Source organism: Nocardioides sp. JCM 18999, assembly GCF_055391175.1.
Genome location: NZ_AP043887.1, coordinates 3245200 through 3261939 on the forward strand (window position 1 = coordinate 3245200; position 16740 = coordinate 3261939).

Annotated in this window: 15 protein-coding genes and 1 tRNA gene; 2 read left to right on the plus strand and 14 right to left on the minus strand. The window is 70.7% G+C overall.

Annotation, left to right across the window (positions count from 1 at the left end; genetic code table 11):
• Positions 1 to 3: 3 nt before the first annotated feature.
• From fdhD to mgrA, 3 genes are read right to left on the minus strand one after another with little or no spacing between them, the layout of a single operon-like run.
• Positions 4 to 831 carry a formate dehydrogenase accessory sulfurtransferase FdhD gene (fdhD, locus tag ACZ5J1_RS16115; protein ID WP_464560550.1) on the minus strand — a complete coding sequence of 276 codons (828 nt, stop codon included), beginning with the start codon at positions 829 to 831 and terminating at the stop codon, positions 4 to 6.
• Positions 828 to 3113 (minus strand): FdhF/YdeP family oxidoreductase, encoded by a 2286-nt coding sequence (locus ACZ5J1_RS16120; protein ID WP_464560551.1) that lies wholly within the window; start codon positions 3111 to 3113, stop codon positions 828 to 830. Before ACZ5J1_RS16120 ends, fdhD begins: the two co-directional genes overlap by 4 nt.
• A 36-nt stretch (positions 3114 to 3149) precedes the next feature.
• Complete coding sequence (gene mgrA, locus ACZ5J1_RS16125) at positions 3150 to 4214, minus strand: L-glyceraldehyde 3-phosphate reductase (protein ID WP_464560552.1); 1065 nt, start codon at positions 4212 to 4214, stop codon at positions 3150 to 3152.
• Between the two features lie 53 nt (positions 4215 to 4267).
• On the opposite strand from mgrA, the gene ACZ5J1_RS16130 reads away from it, so the two are divergent.
• Positions 4268 to 4702 (plus strand): SRPBCC family protein, encoded by a 435-nt coding sequence (locus ACZ5J1_RS16130; protein ID WP_464560553.1) that lies wholly within the window; start codon positions 4268 to 4270, stop codon positions 4700 to 4702.
• Here ACZ5J1_RS16130 and ACZ5J1_RS16135 read toward each other — a convergent pair.
• The 5 genes from ACZ5J1_RS16135 to ACZ5J1_RS16155 form a co-directional block, all read right to left on the minus strand.
• Complete coding sequence (locus ACZ5J1_RS16135; protein ID WP_464560554.1) at positions 4699 to 5841, minus strand: PQQ-dependent sugar dehydrogenase; 1143 nt, start codon at positions 5839 to 5841, stop codon at positions 4699 to 4701. The two genes, ACZ5J1_RS16130 and ACZ5J1_RS16135, sit on opposite strands and share 4 nt — an antisense overlap.
• Positions 5842 to 5863: 22 nt before the next feature.
• Entirely contained in the window at positions 5864 to 8086 is a 2223-nt protein-coding gene (locus ACZ5J1_RS16140) for an SCO7613 C-terminal domain-containing membrane protein (protein ID WP_464560555.1), read from the minus strand.
• Positions 8087 to 8176: 90 nt separating this feature from the next.
• Positions 8177 to 9244: a threonine aldolase family protein gene (locus ACZ5J1_RS16145; RefSeq protein WP_464560556.1), complete on the minus strand. Its 1068-nt coding sequence runs from the start codon at positions 9242 to 9244 to the stop codon at positions 8177 to 8179.
• Positions 9241 to 9948, minus strand: a complete 708-nt coding sequence (locus ACZ5J1_RS16150) for an SDR family NAD(P)-dependent oxidoreductase (protein ID WP_464560557.1) — start codon at positions 9946 to 9948, stop codon at positions 9241 to 9243. The genes ACZ5J1_RS16145 and ACZ5J1_RS16150 overlap by 4 nt, the downstream gene beginning before the upstream one ends.
• Entirely contained in the window at positions 9941 to 11368 is a 1428-nt protein-coding gene (locus ACZ5J1_RS16155) for a DUF6421 family protein (RefSeq protein WP_464560558.1), read from the minus strand. Before ACZ5J1_RS16155 ends, ACZ5J1_RS16150 begins: the two co-directional genes overlap by 8 nt.
• Positions 11369 to 11492: 124 nt before the next feature.
• On the opposite strand from ACZ5J1_RS16155, the gene ACZ5J1_RS16160 reads away from it, so the two are divergent.
• Positions 11493 to 11942, plus strand: a complete 450-nt coding sequence (locus ACZ5J1_RS16160; protein ID WP_464560559.1) for an Lrp/AsnC family transcriptional regulator — start codon at positions 11493 to 11495, stop codon at positions 11940 to 11942.
• Between the two features lie 27 nt (positions 11943 to 11969).
• On the opposite strand, the gene ACZ5J1_RS16165 is transcribed toward ACZ5J1_RS16160, so the two are convergent.
• The 6 genes from ACZ5J1_RS16165 to tmk all read right to left on the minus strand — a co-directional run bounded on the left by ACZ5J1_RS16165 (position 11970) and on the right by tmk (position 16739).
• Positions 11970 to 12644, minus strand: a complete 675-nt coding sequence (locus ACZ5J1_RS16165; protein ID WP_464560560.1) for a YdeI/OmpD-associated family protein — start codon at positions 12642 to 12644, stop codon at positions 11970 to 11972.
• Between the two features lie 47 nt (positions 12645 to 12691).
• Positions 12692 to 13105, minus strand: coding sequence for a hypothetical protein (locus tag ACZ5J1_RS16170; protein ID WP_464560561.1), 414 nt, complete (start codon positions 13103 to 13105; stop codon positions 12692 to 12694).
• Between the two features lie 94 nt (positions 13106 to 13199).
• Positions 13200 to 13272: transfer RNA gene (locus ACZ5J1_RS16175), tRNA-Thr, on the minus strand.
• Positions 13273 to 13372: 100 nt separating this feature from the next.
• Positions 13373 to 14926, minus strand: a complete 1554-nt coding sequence (locus ACZ5J1_RS16180; protein ID WP_464560562.1) for an alpha/beta hydrolase — start codon at positions 14924 to 14926, stop codon at positions 13373 to 13375.
• Entirely contained in the window at positions 14923 to 16092 is a 1170-nt protein-coding gene (locus tag ACZ5J1_RS16185) for a DNA polymerase III subunit delta' (protein ID WP_464560563.1), read from the minus strand. The genes ACZ5J1_RS16180 and ACZ5J1_RS16185 overlap by 4 nt, the downstream gene beginning before the upstream one ends.
• Positions 16089 to 16739, minus strand: coding sequence for a dTMP kinase (gene tmk / locus ACZ5J1_RS16190; protein ID WP_464560564.1), 651 nt, complete (start codon positions 16737 to 16739; stop codon positions 16089 to 16091). Before tmk ends, ACZ5J1_RS16185 begins: the two co-directional genes overlap by 4 nt.
• Position 16740: the final 1 nt, after the last annotated feature.

Below are 16740 nucleotides of genomic sequence, written 5' to 3' on the forward strand. Positions count from 1 at the left end.
GTGTCACGAGATGCGGTGCGCTCCGGCGTAGACGTTCATCGAGGTGCCGCGGACGAAGCCGAGCAGGGTGAGGCCCTGGTCCTCGGCGAGGTCGACGGCGAGCGAGGACGGCGCTGAGACCGCAGCCAGGACAGGGATTCCGGCCATCACCGCCTTCTGCACCAGCTCGAACGAGGCGCGTCCGCTGACCATCAGGACGGTGCCGCGGGCGGGGAGGCGGCCCGCCAGCAGGGCGTCGCCGATCACCTTGTCGACGGCGTTGTGCCGGCCGACGTCCTCCCGCGCCGCGATCAGCTCCCCCTCGGCGGTGAACAGGGCCGCGGCGTGCAGGCCACCGGTGCGGTCGAAGGTGCGCTGCACCGCGCGGAGCCGGTCGGGCAGCGCGCCGATCAGCTCCGGAGAGACGCGCACCGGGTCCTCGGCGACGCTCCACCGCGAGCTGGTGCGGACCAGGTCGAGGGAGGCCTTGCCGCACAGCCCGCACGACGACGTCGTGTAGACGCTGCGGGTCAGGTCGGCGATCGGGGCGGTGACGCCGGCGGCCAGGGTGACGTCGACGATGTTGTACGGATTCGTCCCGTCCTCACCCGTGCGGGCGCCCGCGCAGTAGGCCACGCCGGCGACCTCGTCGGCTGCGGCGAGGACGCCCTCGCCGACCAGGAACCCGACGGCGAGGTCGAAGTCGTGGCCCGGGGTGCGCATCGTGATCGTCAACGGAGCACCGTCGACCCGGATCTCCATCGGCTCCTCGGCGGCCAGGTCGTCCGGCCCCGCCTCGGCGATCCCGTCGCGCAGACGCAGCACCCGGCGCCGTACGGCCAGGCGACTCATCCGACGCTCCCCCGTTCGAAGCGGACCAGGACGCCCTTGGAGGTGGGGGTGTTGCTGATGTCGGCGACGCTGTCGAGCGGCACCAGCACGTTCGTCTCCGGGTAGTACGACGCCGCCGAACCGCGCGCGGCCGGGTAGCCGACCAGCACGAACCCGGTGGCGCGGCGCTCGATCCCGTCGTCCCAGACGCTGATGATGTCGACCACGTCGCGGTCGGCGAAGCCGAGCTCGGCGATGTCGAGCGGGTTGACCATCACGATCCGGCGACCGTGGTGGATGCCCCGGTAGTGGTCGTCGAGCGTGTAGGGGATGGTGTTCCACTGGTCGTGGGAGCGCAGCGACTGCAGGATCAGGTGCCCCGGCGGGGTCGCGAGCCACTCCAGGCCGTTGGTGCTGAAGGTCGCCCGGCCGCTGGCGGTGTGGAAGGTGCCCGCGTTGACCGGGTTGGGCAGCGCGAAGCCGGCCCCGTCGTTGCTGCCGTCGACGATCCGGGTGTTGAAGTCCTCGAACCCGGGGACCACCCGCGAGATGGAGTCACGGATCAGGCCGTAGTCGGCCTCGAAACCGGCCCAGTCGGCCGTGCCCGGGTCACGCAGGGTGGCGCGGGCGAGGCGGGAGATGATCGCGACCTCGCTGAGCAGGTCGGGAGACGCCGGGTCGAGGCGGCCGCGGGTGGCGTGCACCAGGCTCATCGAGTCCTCGACGGTGACGAACTGCTCCCCGCTGGCCTGGACGTCGCGGTCGCTGCGGCCCAGGGTCGGCAGGATCAGGGCCGTGTCGCCGGTGACGGTGTGGGAGTGGTTGAGCTTCGTCGAGACCTGGACGGTGAGCCGGCAGCGCCGCAGCGCCTCCTCGGTGATCGTCGAGTCCGACATCGCGCGGACGAAGTTCCCGCCCATGCCGAGGAAGACCTTCACGTCACCGTCACGCATCGCGCGGACGGTGTCGACCGAGTCGAACCCGTGGGCGCGCGGCGGCTCGAACCCGAACTCGGTGCCGAGAGCGTCGAGGAACCAGTCGGGTGCTTGTTCCACGATCCCCATCGTCCGGTCGCCCTGGACGTTGGAGTGGCCACGCACCGGACAGACCCCGGCGCCGGGCTTGCCGAGGTTGCCGCGCAGCAGCAGGAAGTTCACGATCTCCCGGATGGTGGGGACGCCGTGCTTGTGCTGGGTCAGGCCCATCGCCCAGCACACGATGACGCTCCTGCTGGCGAGGACGTCGGCGTGCACGGCCTCGATCTCGGCCTCGGTCAGGCCGGTGGCCTCGAGGGTCTGGGCCAGGGTGATGTCGTGCGCCTGGGCGACGAACTCGTCGAAGCCCGACGTGTGCGCGGCGATGAACGCGTGGTCGAGGGCGTCGTCCTCGAGGAGCCGCTTGTTGAGCAGCTTGAAAAGCGCCAGGTCCCCACCGGGGCGGATCTGCAGGAACCGGTCGGCGATCTCGGTGCCGCGACCCACCACCCCGCGGGCGTTCTGCGGGTTCTTGAACCGGATCAGCCCGGCCTCGGGCAGCGTGTTGACCGCGATCACCCGACCGCCGTTGCGCTTGGTCTCCTCCAACGCGCTGAGCATGCGGGGATGGTTGGTGCCGGGGTTCTGGCCGACCACGAACACCAGGTCGCTGGTGTGGATGTCGTCGAGCTGGACGCTGCCCTTGCCGACTCCGAGGGTCTGGGTCAGTGCCGCTCCGCTGGACTCGTGGCACATGTTCGAGCAGTCCGGGAGGTTGTTGGTGCCGTACATCCGGACGAAGGTCTGCAGCAGGAACGCGGCCTCGTTGTTGAGTCGGCCCGAGGTGTAGAACGCCGCCTCGTCAGGTGAGTCGAGGTCCGTGAGCTCGTCAGCGATCAGGGTGAAGGCGTCGTCCCACGCGATCGGCTCGTAGTGCGTGCCGCCGGGGCGCAGCACCATCGGCTCGGTCAGCCGGCCCTGCTGGTTCAACCACCGGTCCGACGACTCTCGCAGCTCCGCGACCGAGTGCTCGGCGAAGAAAGCGCGGGTGACCCGCTTCGTCGTCGCCTCGTCGTTGACGTGCTTGGCGCCGTTCTCGCAGTACTCGTTGCGATGCCGCTTCCCAGCGGTCTCCGGCCACGCACACCCGGGACAGTCGATGCCGTCCTTCTGGTTGAGCGCGAGCAGCGTCAGCGCCGTCCGCTTGGGCGAGGTCTGCGACAGCGAGTACGCCATCGCCCGCTTCACCGCTGGCACCCCCGCCGCGTACGTCGGCGGAGGGCTGACCTCGAGCTCACCCATCGAGTCGGTGCTGCCGTCCGTGCTCATCACCCCATTGTCCGCATTCTCCGCGCGCTGGACCCGTCAGGCGTTCTTGGAGTCCCGGGCGTCACCCCAGAGGTCGATGCCGCTCTCGACCGCGTGGTGGTCGATCGCTGCCAGCTCATCGGCGGTGAAGTCGAGCCGGGTCAGGGCGCCGAGGGAGTCGGTCAGCTGGGCGGCACTGCTCGCCCCGACCAGGACCGAGGTGACCTCGGGGCGGCGCAGGCCCCACGCCAGCGCCATCTGCGCGAGCGTCTGTCCCCGATCGGCGGCGATCGTGTTGAGCTCGCGGATGTGGGTCAGCGCCGCGTCGGTGAGCAGGTCGGCCGAGAGCGACTTGTCCTGGCTGGCCCGCGACCCTTCCGGGATCCCGCGCAGGTACTTGTCGGTCAGCATCCCCTGCGCCAGCGGGGAGAACGCGATGCAGCCGACGCCGAGGTCACCGAGCGTGTCGAGCAGGCCGTCGGACTCCACCCAGCGGTTCAGCATCGAGTACGACGGCTGGTGGATGAGAAGCGGCGTGCCGAGGTCGGCCAGGATCGCGTGCGCCTGACGCGTCAGCTCGGCGCCGTACGAGCTGATCCCGACGTAGAGCGCCTTGCCGCTGCGGACGATCGCGTCGAGGGCGCCCATCGTCTCCTCGAGCGGGGTCTCCGGGTCCGGCCGGTGGTGGTAGAACACGTCGACGTAGTCGAGACCCATCCGTGACAGCGACTGGTCGAGGCTGGAGATCAGGTACTTGCGGGTGCCGCCGATGCCGCCGTACGGGCCGGGCCACATGTCCCAGCCCGCCTTGGACGAGATCAGCAGCTCGTCGCGCAGCCCCTTGAAGGTGGTGGCCAGGTGGTGGCCGAAGTTCCGCTCGGCCGAGCCGTACGGCGGCCCGTAGTTGTTCGCCAGGTCGAAGTGCGTGATCCCGGCGTCGAAGGCGGTGCGCAGGATCTGCTGCTGCCGCTCGAGCGGTACGTCGTCACCGAAGTTGTGCCACAGCCCGAGACTGATCGCCGGCATCCGCAGGCCGCTCACGCCGACCCGGCGGTAGGGCATCGAGTCGTAGCGGTCGGCGGCGGGGAGGTACGGAGGATTCACCCGACCAGTCTCCCGCATCCGCGAAGGCGCGCGGAGAGCATGGCCTCGGCTCCTGCGGGTACCCCGGATCCATGCCCCATGTGGAACGAACCATCACCGTCGACCAGCCACTCGCGAAGGTGTGGGACTACTTGTCGGACTTCACCACCACCGAGGAGTGGGACCCGCCGACGAGGAGCACCGTGCGTGTCTCGGGCGATGGCGGCGTCGGGACGAAGTACCACAACGTCTCGGAGATCCTGGGCTCCGACCAGGAGGTCGACTACACCGTGACCGAGTACGTCGAGCAGCAACGATTCCAGCTCCGTGGTGAGGCCGGGAAGTCGCTGACGACGATCGACACGATGACGTTCGAGACGCACGGAGCCGGCACGGCGGTGACCTACCACGCCGACTTCGAGCTCCACGGTCCGGCGAAGCTCACCACGCCACTGATGCCGCCGGCTTTGAAGATCCTCGCCGATCGCGTCGCCGCAAGCCTGGAGGAGCGGCTCTCAGCGCTCTAGCGCGGGGTCACCCGCAGGACCCGGTCGTTGCCGCCGTTGGAGGTGGTGACCAGCAGGTCGCCGTTGGGTGCACTGGTGACCGAGCGCAGCCGACCGAAGCTCCGCAGCGCGGCCGGGGTGCGCACCGACACGAGGTGCCCCTGCGCGTTGAACGTGAGGAACAGCAGTCGGCTGCCCTTGAGCGCCGCGACCGCCAGGGTGCCGTCGTAGGAGCCCCAGCGCGTCCCGCTCACCCAGGCCGCACCTGAGGTCGCGATCGTCGGGGAACCCGAGCGCCAGCGCGCCCCGCGCTGCTTTCCGGGCAGGCCCCGGTCCGTCATCGGGACCGACTCGTTGTAGCCCGGCACCGGGTTCCAGCCGTAGTTGCCGCCCTTGACCAGCCGGTTGATCTCGTCGTCGCGATCGGAGCCGTGCTCGACGGACCAGACCGAGCCGTCGGCGCGCTGCGCGAGCCCCTGCACGTTGCGGTGCCCGTAGGTGAAGACGTAGCGGCGGGCGACCGAGGCGGCGTGCGGCCACGGGTTCTTCGGCCACGGGGCTCCGGTGATCCGGTTGAGCCGCAGCACCTTGCCTCCCAGGGAGCGCTTGCTCTGCGGGTTCGTCCCGACGGCGGCGTCGCCGGTCCCGACGTAGAGGGCGCCGTTGCGGGCGATCAGGAGCCGGCAGCCGCCGTGTCGGCCCGAGGTCGACGGCAGTCCTGCGAGCAGCACCTTCACCTTCGTGACCCCGGTGAAGGCGGCGTTCATCCGCCAGGCGATCACGCGGACGTCGTGGCCGCCCCCGGAGCGGAATCCTCCCTGGCAGGTGTAGATCCGCCGGTTCTTCGCGAACGCGGGATCGACGGCCAGCCCCATCAGCCCGGTCTCGCCCGCGGCCCAGACGCTCGACGAAGGGAAGGCCAGCACCCGGGTCGTCGATCCGGTGCGGACCAGGAGCCGCTTGGCCCGGCGTTCGCTGATCAGCAGCCGGCCGCCGGGGAGCGCCTTCACGTCCCACGGGAGATCGAGCCCGGCCACCACGTTGGTGACCTGCAGCGCTGGGGTGACGGCCTCGGCAGGACCTCGAGGGATGGCCACCAGGAGGCTGACGAGCAGCACGAGGGTGGCGGCGAGCGGCGTGGTCGGAGCAGGGCGGCTCATGCACCGACGGTACGCCGCCGGGTCAGTGCAGCGACTCGAACCAGGCCGCGGACCGCTTGCCGGTGGCGACGGTGGCCTCCCACCGCACCCCGGCCCAGAGCAGGATCGCCCCGGCGATGCCGCCGGTGAGCCAGAACGGGAACCCGCTCAGGACGGGACCGCCCTGGAGCAGCGCGATCTCCAGGATCGCGATCCCGCCGACCACGACCGGCGCCTTCGTCCGGGTGCCGACGCCGAGCAGCACCAGTGCGACGGCGACCAGGCTGGTCAGCCCGAGCCGGAGGGCGTCGGAGTCGTCGAGCCCCACCTGGACCGAGGGCAGGAGCGCGATCGTGAGAGCCGGGCCGTAGACCGCCAGGCTCGGAGGGGTCCGGCCGGCGTTGCGGAACCGGCGCGCCTGGGCGAGTCCGACCAGACCGATCAGGGCGGCCGCGGGCAGCGTGTAGATCTCGATCGGGAGCGAGCCCGACCGCCAGGCGAGGAAGACCCACCAGGCCGACGAGATGAAGGCGGAGCCGAGGTAGGAGGCGGCGAAGCGACCGGGCAGGAGCGCGTAGGCCAGACCACCGACGCCGATGATCGCCAGCAGCAGCACGACGTGCAGTCCGGCCTCCTGGTCGTCGAGCGCCGCCGCGAAGCCGAAGGTCACCATCGCCGACCCGGCCGCCGCGCCGAGGAGCAGGACCTCGACCGGCAGCGCGTCCGCGCCGGCGCGGATCACCGCCACCGCGGCCAGCGCCGTCAGGACCACGACGTCGGCCAGTCCGATCGCGAACCACCACGCCTCGTCACGGTCGAGCAGGAAGGCCAGCTCGACCGCGAGGACGGAGACGATCACCCCGGCGACGTACGTGGTCAGGCGAGCGGTGTCGGCGCGTGCCCGCCAGGCGGCGACGCCGAAGACTCCGGTCGCGATCAGGGCGGGTGCCATCGCCGCGATCGCGGGCACCGTGGTGTGGTCGCCGGTGTCGAGGAGGAGATCACGCAGCGAGGCCGCGTTCGCCTCGGTCAGGATCAGCAGGATCGGGTAGGTGAGGACGCCGATCACTGCCGCGACCGCCCCCAACAGTCGGCCCCCTGGACCGGCCATCTCGGCGACGAGGAGGATGGCTGCGGCCACCGCCGCGACGATCGGCAGGCTCCACCACGGCGCGTCGAGGAGGGGTACGCCGGCGGCGAGCAGGACTCCGAAGCCGAGTCCGGCCTGGAGGAGCGTCGAGGCCGGGCGACGCACGACGACCACCGCCAGCGCGACGAGGGGGATCAGCGCCAACGCCCAGGCCAGGTACCGGTCGCCGAGGTCGCCCTCGAGGTCGTAGGCGATCAGGAGGGCGGAGACCTCGTAGCCCAGCAGCGCGAGGCCGGTGGCGATCATCGCGACGACGAACGACGGGGACTCGGTCCGGTTGCTCACCCGGTGGCTCAGCCGCAGGACCGCCGCCGCGACGGCCCCGTCGACCAGGGCGATCGCCCCCAGGACCACCGGCACCTCGATGCCGCCGTGGTCGATCTCCCCCGCGAGGAGCCAGGGCACCGCGACCGCCGCGGTAGTCGCCAGCGGACGCAGGGAGACCAGGCGGCGTGGGGTCTCACCGGCGGCCCGGTCGACGGCGAGCAGCAGCCCGGCGCCGACCGCGGCGGCGACCGCCCAGAAGAGACCGAAGGCGGCGGCGTCGAGCCCGAACAGCCCGAAGGAGCGGATCGCGACGGCGTCCATGAACATCAGGCCGGCCGCCATCAGACCGAACGTCTCGGCGGCTGCGGCGAGCCCGCGCCGGTTGAAGGCCCCCGAGCCGACCGCGCACCCGGCGGTCAGGGCGAGCAGGATCGCCGCCTGCCCCCAGATCCCGACGACCAGCCACATCACCAGGCCGAGGAAGCCGAGCGCGGAGAGCAGCAGCACCGCACCGAGCCCGAGCAGCAGCTGCTGAACGCTCAGCGTGCGTCCGGCCGCCGCCGGCATCACCGGCGCGGGCCCGACGGGAGCGGGGCGCGGGTCGTCGTACGACGCGACGCGCTGCACCGCCTCGGCAGGGCCGGGCGGTGCGTGCAGCGCCTCGATCAGGGCACGGCGCTCGGTCCCGATCGCGGTGCGACGCTCCTCGAGGTCGCCCAGCTCGACGTCGAGCTTCCACAGCCTGATCGCGAGGGGTCCGGACAGCCGGATCGAGCAGTTCGGGCAGGCGCTCGGGACCGGCGCGGGCAGCCGCTCACCGCAATCGGGGCAGGGCAACGACTGGTTCATCCGCACTCCGAGCACTCGAGGGTGCCCTCATGCTGGCACGGCGTGACGGCGTGCGGCGGGAAATCGCCCTCGCGAGGATCCTGGGCAGGGTCAGCCCTGCGTCTCCTGCGCGATCGCCTTGATGAACGCGTCGATGTCGCTCTCGCTGGTGTCGAACGAACACATCCAGCGCACCTCGTTGATCGCCGCGTCCCAGTCGTAGAACCGGAAGGACTCCCGCAGCCGGTCGGCCACACCGTCGGGCAACGTGGCGAACACGGCGCTGGACTGGGTCGGCTGGGTGAAGCTCACGCCGCGGATCGACCCGTCGGCGAGGCCGGCCTCGATCCCGGCGCGCAGGCGTTGGGCCATGGCGTTGGAGTGCGAGGCGTTGCGCAGCCACAGGTCGCCTTCGAGCAGGGCGATCAGCTGGGCGGAGACGAACCGCATCTTCGAGGCGAGCTGCATGTCGAGCTTGCGCAGGTACGTCAGCCCGGTCGCGGCCTCGGGGTCGAGCACGACGATCGCCTCGCCGAGCATGGCGCCGTTCTTGGTGCCACCGAAGCTGAGCACGTCCACGCCGGCATCGCGGGTGAACTCGCGCAGCGGCAGTCCGAGGGAGGCTGCGGCGTTGGAGATCCGCGAGCCGTCCAGGTGCAGCCGCATGCCGTGCCCGTGGACGTGGTCGGCGATCGCGCGGATCTCGGCGGCCGAGTACACCGTGCCGAGCTCGGTCGACTGGGTGATCGAGACGACGAGCGGCTGGGCACGGTGCTCGTCGCCCCAGCCCCAGGCCTCGCGGTCGATCAGCTCGGGGGTGAGCTTGCCGTCCTCGGTGGGCACGTTGAGGATCTTGATCCCGCCGACACGTTCGGGCGCACCGCCCTCGTCGACGTTGATGTGCGCCGACGACGCCGAGATCACGGCGCCCCAGCGCGGCAGCATCGACTGGAGCCCGACGACGTTGGCTCCCGTGCCGTTGAACACCGGGAACGCCTCGACGCCGTCACCGAAGTGCTGGGCCATCACCTGCTGCAGGCGCTCGGTGTAGACGTCCTCGCCGTAGGCGACCTGGTGACCCCCGCTGGCCGCCGCGATCGCGGCGAGCACCTCGGGGTGGATGCCGGAGTAGTTGTCGGAGGCGAAGCCGCGGACGTCCGGGTCGTGGATCGTGCTCACTGGTGTCCCATCTCTGCGGTGAGGTCGACGATGGTGTCGTTGACAGTCTCGGCGTTGATCGCCCAGAGGTCGACGTACCGCTGGGCGAGGGTGTCCTCCAGCCCGTCGAGGGCCTTGACCCGGAAGACGACAGAAGCCGCTGCCAGCGGTCGACCGGCATCGCGGGCGGCCTTCGCGAAGCCCTGGGCGACGGCGCGCGCCCAGGCCTCGGTCGCCGCCTTCACGGCCGCGTAGTTGGCCCCGCCGGCCAGCGGACGGTCGACCGCCGGGGACGACACGACCGCGAGACGGCCGGCCTCCGAGGCGGTCAGATCGTCGTCGAAGGCGCGCGAGACGTGCCGCAGCGCGGTCAACGAACCCTCGAGGACGCGGTAGTCCTCGTCGGTCTGGCCGGCCAGGCCGCCGCCACCGCGCCACCCGCCGACGAGGTGGAGTACTCCGTCGACCCGGCCGTACGTCGCCCGCACCCGGTCGGCGAGGGCGGTGACCGCCGCCTCGTCACCCAGGTCGCACACCTCGACGCTCGCCCCTGCGGCGGCGATCGGCTCGAGCCGCGCGGAGTCCCGCCCGACCGCGACGAGCCGCGCCCCGGCATCGACCAGGGTGCGCGTCGCCGCGAGTCCGGAGGCGCTGGTGGCGCCGGCGACCAGGACCAGCCGTCCCGCCACGGAACCGGCGACGGATCCGGCGACGGACTCAGACATCGGTGCCGACGATCCCGGCGGTGGACTCGATCACGGGCTTCATCTTCTTGCCCAGCGCCTCGAAGAACATCGACAGCGGGAACTCGTCGTCCAGGACGGCGTCCGTGTAGCCCTTGGGCGGTCCGGCGAGGACCTCCTCGGGCAGGCCACGGGCCCAGGCCGACGCGGGGTTCGGCGTGAGGGTGCCGCGCACCAGGTCGTAGGCGGCGAGCCAGTGCGCCGTCTTGGGCCGGTCGATCGAGCGCCAGTACAGCTCGTCGATCGCGTCACCGAGCGCGACGACGGCCGCCGGGACGTCGTCCCAGTCGAACGCGAGCGCGGTGTCGGTCCAGTGCAGGACGCCACGCTGGTGCAGCCACGCGAAGAGCAGCTGTCCACCGACCCCGTCGTAGTTGCGCACCCGGGAGCCGGTCAATGCGAACCGGAAGATCCGGTCGAAGAGGATCGCGTACTGCACGAGCTCGGCGTGCTGCAGCATCTCGGTCTCGGCCGGCGTCAGATCCTCACGCACCGACAGCCGCCCCTGGATCGCGACGCACTCGCGGAACGCGGTCAGGTCGCAGCGCAGCTCCTCCAACGAGTAGAGGAAGAACGGCATCCGCTGCTTGATCATGAACGGGTCGAACGGCAGGTCCCCGCGCATGTGCGTGCGGTCGTGGATGATGTCCCACATCACGAACGTCTTCTCGGTCAGCTCCTGGTCGTCGAGCATGTGCTCGGCGGCCTCGGGCAGGTCGAGCTTGGTGATCTCAGCAGCGGCCCGCACCACGCGGCGGTAACGCGCAGCCTCGCGGTCCTGGAAGATCGCGCCCCAGGTGAAGGCCGGGACGTCACGCATCGCGACGGTCTCGGGGAAGAGCACCGCCGAGTTGGTGTCGTAGCCGGGCGTGAAGTCGAGGAAGCGCAGCGACACGAAGAGCTTGTTCGTGTACTCCTGCTCGAGCTCGGCGATGAACTCCGGCCAGATCACCTCGACCAGGACCGCCTCGACGTGCCGGTCCGACGAGCCGTTCTGGGTGTACATCGGGAAGACCGCGAGGTGGCGCAGTCCGTCGATCCGGTGCTGCTGCGGCTGGAAGGCGACGAGGGAGTCACGGAAGTCCGGCACCCCGAAGCCCTCGTCCGTCCAGCGGTGGAAGTCGCTCATCGACGCCTCGAGGTACTCGGCGTCGTGCGGGAAGGCCGGTCGCAGCTCGAGGATCGAGGCGATGATCGTGTCGACGTGCTCGCGAGCGACCGGGTGCGCGGAGGCGTCCGGGATCGAACCGTCCTGGACCTGCAGCGGCTGGAGCGCGGAGGCGGCGTCCTTCAGCCGGAGCCAGGCGTCGGAGGTCTCGACGCCGGCAGCACGGGCGATGACGTCTTCGACGACCTCGGGCTCGCCGAGGATGGCCTGGGAAGAAGTCTGGCTGATGGGCATGGTGAACCTCCGATCGTCGTCAGGATGACGGTTCACCCACTCTAGAAGGAATTCATCCGGCTCTCCAGTCCACAGGCCGGAATCTTTCCTGTTTCGGCCTTCGGGGCTTGCTAGGCTCGAGCCCATGGCCGACGACCCCATCGACGCGACGATCGTGCGCGAGCTCTCCCGCGACGCCCGCGCCACGCTCGCCGATCTCTCCGCCGCGACGGGCCTGTCGACGTCGGCCGTCCAGACCCGGGTGAAGCGGCTCGAGTCCCAGGGGGTCATTCAGGGGTATCGAGCGATCGTCGATGCCGAGGCCGTCGGCAAGCCGCTCGCGGCGTTCATCGAGATCACGCCGCTCAACCCCGCGCAGCCCGACAACGCACCCGAGCTGCTCGAGCACCTCGAGGAGATCGAGGCGTGCCACTCGATCGCCGGCGACGCGAGTTACATCCTCTTCGTCCGGGTGGCCTCACCGCGCCACCTGGAGGCGCTGGTCCGCGACATCCGGCTGGCCGCGTCGGTCAGCACCCGCACGACCGTGGTCCTGCAGACGTTCTACGAGAATCGGCCGATCCTCCCGGCCTGAGAGTCGTTGCTCCGCGGCGGGTTCTGGTCAGCCCGCAGCCGCTGCGGCGGCCGCCGCCCGCTCCAGCCACCGCGGCGCCTCGCCATAGCGCTGGCTGGGCACGAGCTCCCCAGCAGCCGAGCACTCGACCAGCTGGGTCATCCGGCGGTCCCGCGTGGCTTGCTGCTTGGCCGAGACCACCCAGAAGGTGCAGACCTTGCGATAGCTCGCGGTCGCCTGCTCCCAGAACGCGGTCGCCGCGGGGGAAGCAGCCAGCTGCGCGACATAGCCGTCGGGGAGCTGCTGCTCCGGACCTGCATAGCTGTAGGGCGCCTCGTCGGTTCGACGCTGCTCCCAGATCGCCAACCCGCTGGGCTGCATCCGGCCCTCGGCGCGCAGCTTCTCGACCAGGTCGATGTTGATCTTGCTCCAGCTGGAGGTCTTCTTCCGAGGAGTCCAGCGCTGGCGACGAGTGTCGTCGTCGATGCGTTGGGCGAGCGAGTCGATCCATCCCCAGCACAGGGCCTCGGGAACCGCGTCCTCCCACGTCAGCCCGCGATCGGCGACGTGCTTCTTCTTCAGACCCATCCACAGCTCGGTCTCGGTGGCGTGGTGCAGCGCCAGCCAGGCACCGAACTCCTCCGCGGAGCCGAAGAAGCGGGCCGGTCGCTCGGGAGTGCCACCCATCCGACCCGGAACCGCGTCCGGTGTCTGATCCTGCACCCCTTCAGGATCGCTCGCAGGCTGAGCACCATGGCGGGTCACGGCAGCTACAACGACACGCCGGCCGGAGGCACGGATCCGAGGAGATACCAGGTGAACAACCAGGCCGCGATCGGCGCGACCACCGAGACGAGGGCGAGGATCTGGCCGACCGCCGACAGGCCCGACCAGCACCCGTCGCGCTTCTCGTCGCGACGTCCGATCAGTGCGACGAGCGCACCGAGGAGCGGGAGCACAGCGAGCGGCACGGCGAGCAGGAAGAGGAGGAATCCGAGGGTCCCCCTGCCCAGGGCGGCGAATCCAGGGTCCCCCGGCGGCGCGGTGGCCCCGTTCAGGACGCTGCCGACGACGGCGAGGTAGCAGCAGAGCCCGAACCCGAGCGCGCTCAGGCAGAGCGAGACGACGAAGCGCCGTCGGGAGGCAGCCGGCTGGAATGCACCGGCGGGCGCGGGTTCGTTCACCTCGGTACTGATGGCGTTCCTCCAGGACGAGAAGAGCTGTCGAGGAAATGGCAGCGGCCCCAACCTACCGGTGCAGGTTGGGGCCACGTGGCGGAGCCGCCTGTCAGAATCGAACTGACGACATCTTCATTACGAGTGAAGTGCTCTACCGACTGAGCTAAGGCGGCGTGTTACCGAGGTAACGGCCGGAAGCATACCGGCGACCGAGCCCCGCAGTGAAAACGGCACCGAAACCCGCGACTCGAGCCACCAGAACCCGGGACTCGGCTAGCAGGTCAATCCGTCCTTCGGCACGACGTCGTTGATCAGGTAGTCCTCGACAGCGTCGTCGACGCAGTCGTTGCCCGAGTTGTAGCCGGTGTGGCCGTCACCGTCGCGGGTGATCAGGACGCCGGAGTCCAGCTGGTCGGCGAGCGACTCCGCCCACTTGAGCGGGGTCGCCGGGTCCCGGGTGGTGCCGATCACGACGATCGGGTCGGAGCCGGTGGCGTGCACCTCGTGCGGGCCGTGGTCGGAGTCGACCTGGTAGCCGGCGCAGGCGGTGGTGAACCAGGCGAACAGCCGGCCGAAGGTCGGGGAGGCCTCGACGAACTTCGGCGTCACGTCGTGGACCTCCGCGGCGGTGGTCAGCGCCCACGGGTCGTCGAGGCAGTTGATCGCGTAGATCGCCTCCATCGAGTTGTCCGTGAAGGTCTTGCCGTCGCGGCTGGCGTAGGCGTCGGCCAGCTGGAGCAGGATGTCGCCCTTGCCGGAGAACGCCTCCTTCAGTCCCGCGCTCAGGTAGACCCAGTAGTCGCGGGCGTAGAGCGGCAGTGCGATCCCGAGGAACGCCTCTCCCTCACTCAGGCCGCGGCCGTCCGTGGTCGGCAGCGGCTTCGCGTCGACCTGGTCGAGCAGGTCGGCGATGCGCTGCTCGGCCGCCGTCCGGCTGTCGCCGAGGAAGCAGCCACCCTTGGTGGACAGGCAGTTGTCGACGTACGCGTCGAGGGCTGTCTGGAAGCCACGGGCCTGCTCGAGGGTGAGCTCGGCCGAGGGCAGTGCGGGGTCGACCGCACCGTCGAGGACGAACCGGCCCACCTTCGTCGGGAAGAGGTCCGCGTAGGTGCCGCCGAGCTTGGTGCCGTAGGAGGCACCGAAGTAGGTCAGGGTGTTCTCACCGAGGGCCGAGCGCAGCACGTCCATGTCGCGGGCCGCCTCCTCGGTCGAGACGTGCGGCGACATCACCGGCGAGCGGCGGACGCAGCCCTCGCCGAACTCGGTGGCGGTGGCGAAGCTCTGCGCCTCCTCGGCCGGGGTATCGGGAGACGGGTCGAGCTCGATGTAGGCGTTGAGCTCCTTGTCGCTCAGGCAGTCGATCGGCTTCGAGGCCCCGGTGCCGCGCGGGTCGAACCCGACGATGTCGAAGCTCTCGTGCAGCGGGTCACCGAAGGCGTCGGCGTAACCAGCGGCGTAGTCGGTGCCGGGAGCACCGGGGCCGCCGGGGTTGACCACCAGCGACCCGATCCGCTTCCCCGCCGCCGGGACCTTGAGCAGGGCCAGGTCGATGCTGGCGGCGTCCGGGTGGGCGTAATCGACCGGCACCTTGACGGTCGCGCAGTAGAAGGTGTCGCGGCACTTCTTCCAGGTCGGCTTCTGGCCGTAGAAGGCCGCCAGCGCCGCGTCCGGGGCGTCGCTCGAGCCGGGCTGCGGGGAGACCTTCTGTGGCTCCCGCGCTGAACCGTCGGAGCCGGAGTCGGCGGAGATGGCCACGGCGACGAGTGTCGCGAGTCCGCCGAGCATCAGGGCCGCGATCACGATCCACGCCACCAGCTTGGGCTTCATGCTCCGACCTCCTGGGGAAGGGCCATCAGACCGACCATGAGTGACTCCAGGGCCAGTGCCGGCGGCACGTTGAACTCCAGCATCTGCTCCCGTGCGGCGAAGATGATGCTGATCCGGTTGAGATTCGCCTCGGGTGTCGAGGCGGCGACGAGCCGCTCGACATCGTCTCGGATCTCCTCGTTCACGAGCGGGACGCCCGATCCGGAGCCGAGCGTGATCGCGTCGCGGTAGACGCTGACCAGGTCCATCAGGCCCCGGTCGATGACGTCGAGGTGGCGCCGCTTGGCGCGGGTCTTCTGACCGTCCTCGAGCCGCTTGAGCGCCGGGCCGTACTCGCGGGGTCGCCGACCCCGGTCGACCACGCCGTAGCCGGCGTCGAGATCGGCCTTCTCCTGCGCGTCGAGCTCGGAGGTGATCGCGTCGGCCTCCTCCTTGGCGGTCTCGACGAGGTGCGTCGCCGCCCGCATGCAGGCGGCCAGGTTGCGCAGTCCGCCGGGGATCGCGACGACGTCGCGGCGGCGGTTGCGGGTGGCCTCGTCCCGCGCCAGTGCGCGGGCACGGCCGATGTGGCCCTGCGAGGCCCTCGCGGCGTACGACGCCAGCGCGGCGCTGACGCCGTCGGCCCGGACCAGGAAGTCGGCGACCTCCGCGGTCGACGGGGTGCTGAGCGTGACCAGCCGACAGCGGCTGCGGATCGTCGGCAGCAGGTCCTCGACGGTCGGGGCGCACAGGATCCAGACGGTGTGGGGGCTCGGCTCCTCGATCGCCTTGAGCAGCGCGTTGTTGGCCTGCTCGGTGAGTCGGTCGGCGTCCTCGACGATGAGGACCTGCCAGCGGTTCCCGACCGGCGCGAGCGCTGACCGCCGGACCAGCTCGCGAACCTCGTCGACACCGATCGAGAGCTTCTGGGTGCGCACCACGGTGACGTCGGCGTGCGAGCCGGCCAGCACGGTGTGGCAGGCGTGGCAGGTGCCGCAGCCACCCCCTTCAGCGGTGTCGGCCGCGGTGCACTGCAGGGCGGCGGCGAAGGCGATGGCCGCGTTGGAGCGGCCCGATCCGGGCGGTCCGGTGAAGAGCCAGGACTGGGTCATGCCCTTGCCCGCGACGGCCTCGCGCAGCGTCGCGATCACGCGGCGCTGCCCGACCAGGCCGTCCCAGACGCTCACCGGAACTCCGCCCGGTCGAGCAGCGGCGCGAGTCGCTTGAGGATGGAGACATGGATCTCCTCGATCGGAGCCCGGGCGTCCAGGACGACGTAGTGCTCGGGGTCGGCGCCCGCCATCGCGACGAACGCCTCGCGGACCCGCTGGTGGAACTCGAGCGACTCCCCCTCGATCCTGTCGCGGCCCTCGAATCGGCCCAGACCGGCTGACGGTTCCAGGTCGAGCACGACGGTCAGGTGCGGGCGCAGGTTCCCGGTCGCCCAGCGCGCCACCTGCTCGACCTCGGCGACCGGCAACGTTCGGCCGGCGCCCTGGTAGGCAAGCGTCGAGTCGACGTACCGGTCCATGATCACGACCTCGCCGCGCGCCAGCGCGGGCAGGACGAGCGTCTCGATGTGCTCGGCCTTGTCGGCGGCGTAGAGCAACGCCTCGGTCTTGTCGGCCAACGCACCGGTCGAAGGGGAGAGCACGATCTCGCGGATCTTGACCCCGACCTCCGTGCCGCCGGGCTCACGGGTGAGCAGCGGCGTCAGCCCACGCTGGGTGACCGCCTCGGCCAGCAGCGCCGACTGGGTCGACTTGCCCGACCCCTCGCCCCCCTCGAAGCAGACGAAGACGCCGGTGTCGCTGAACACACCCGGAGAACTCACG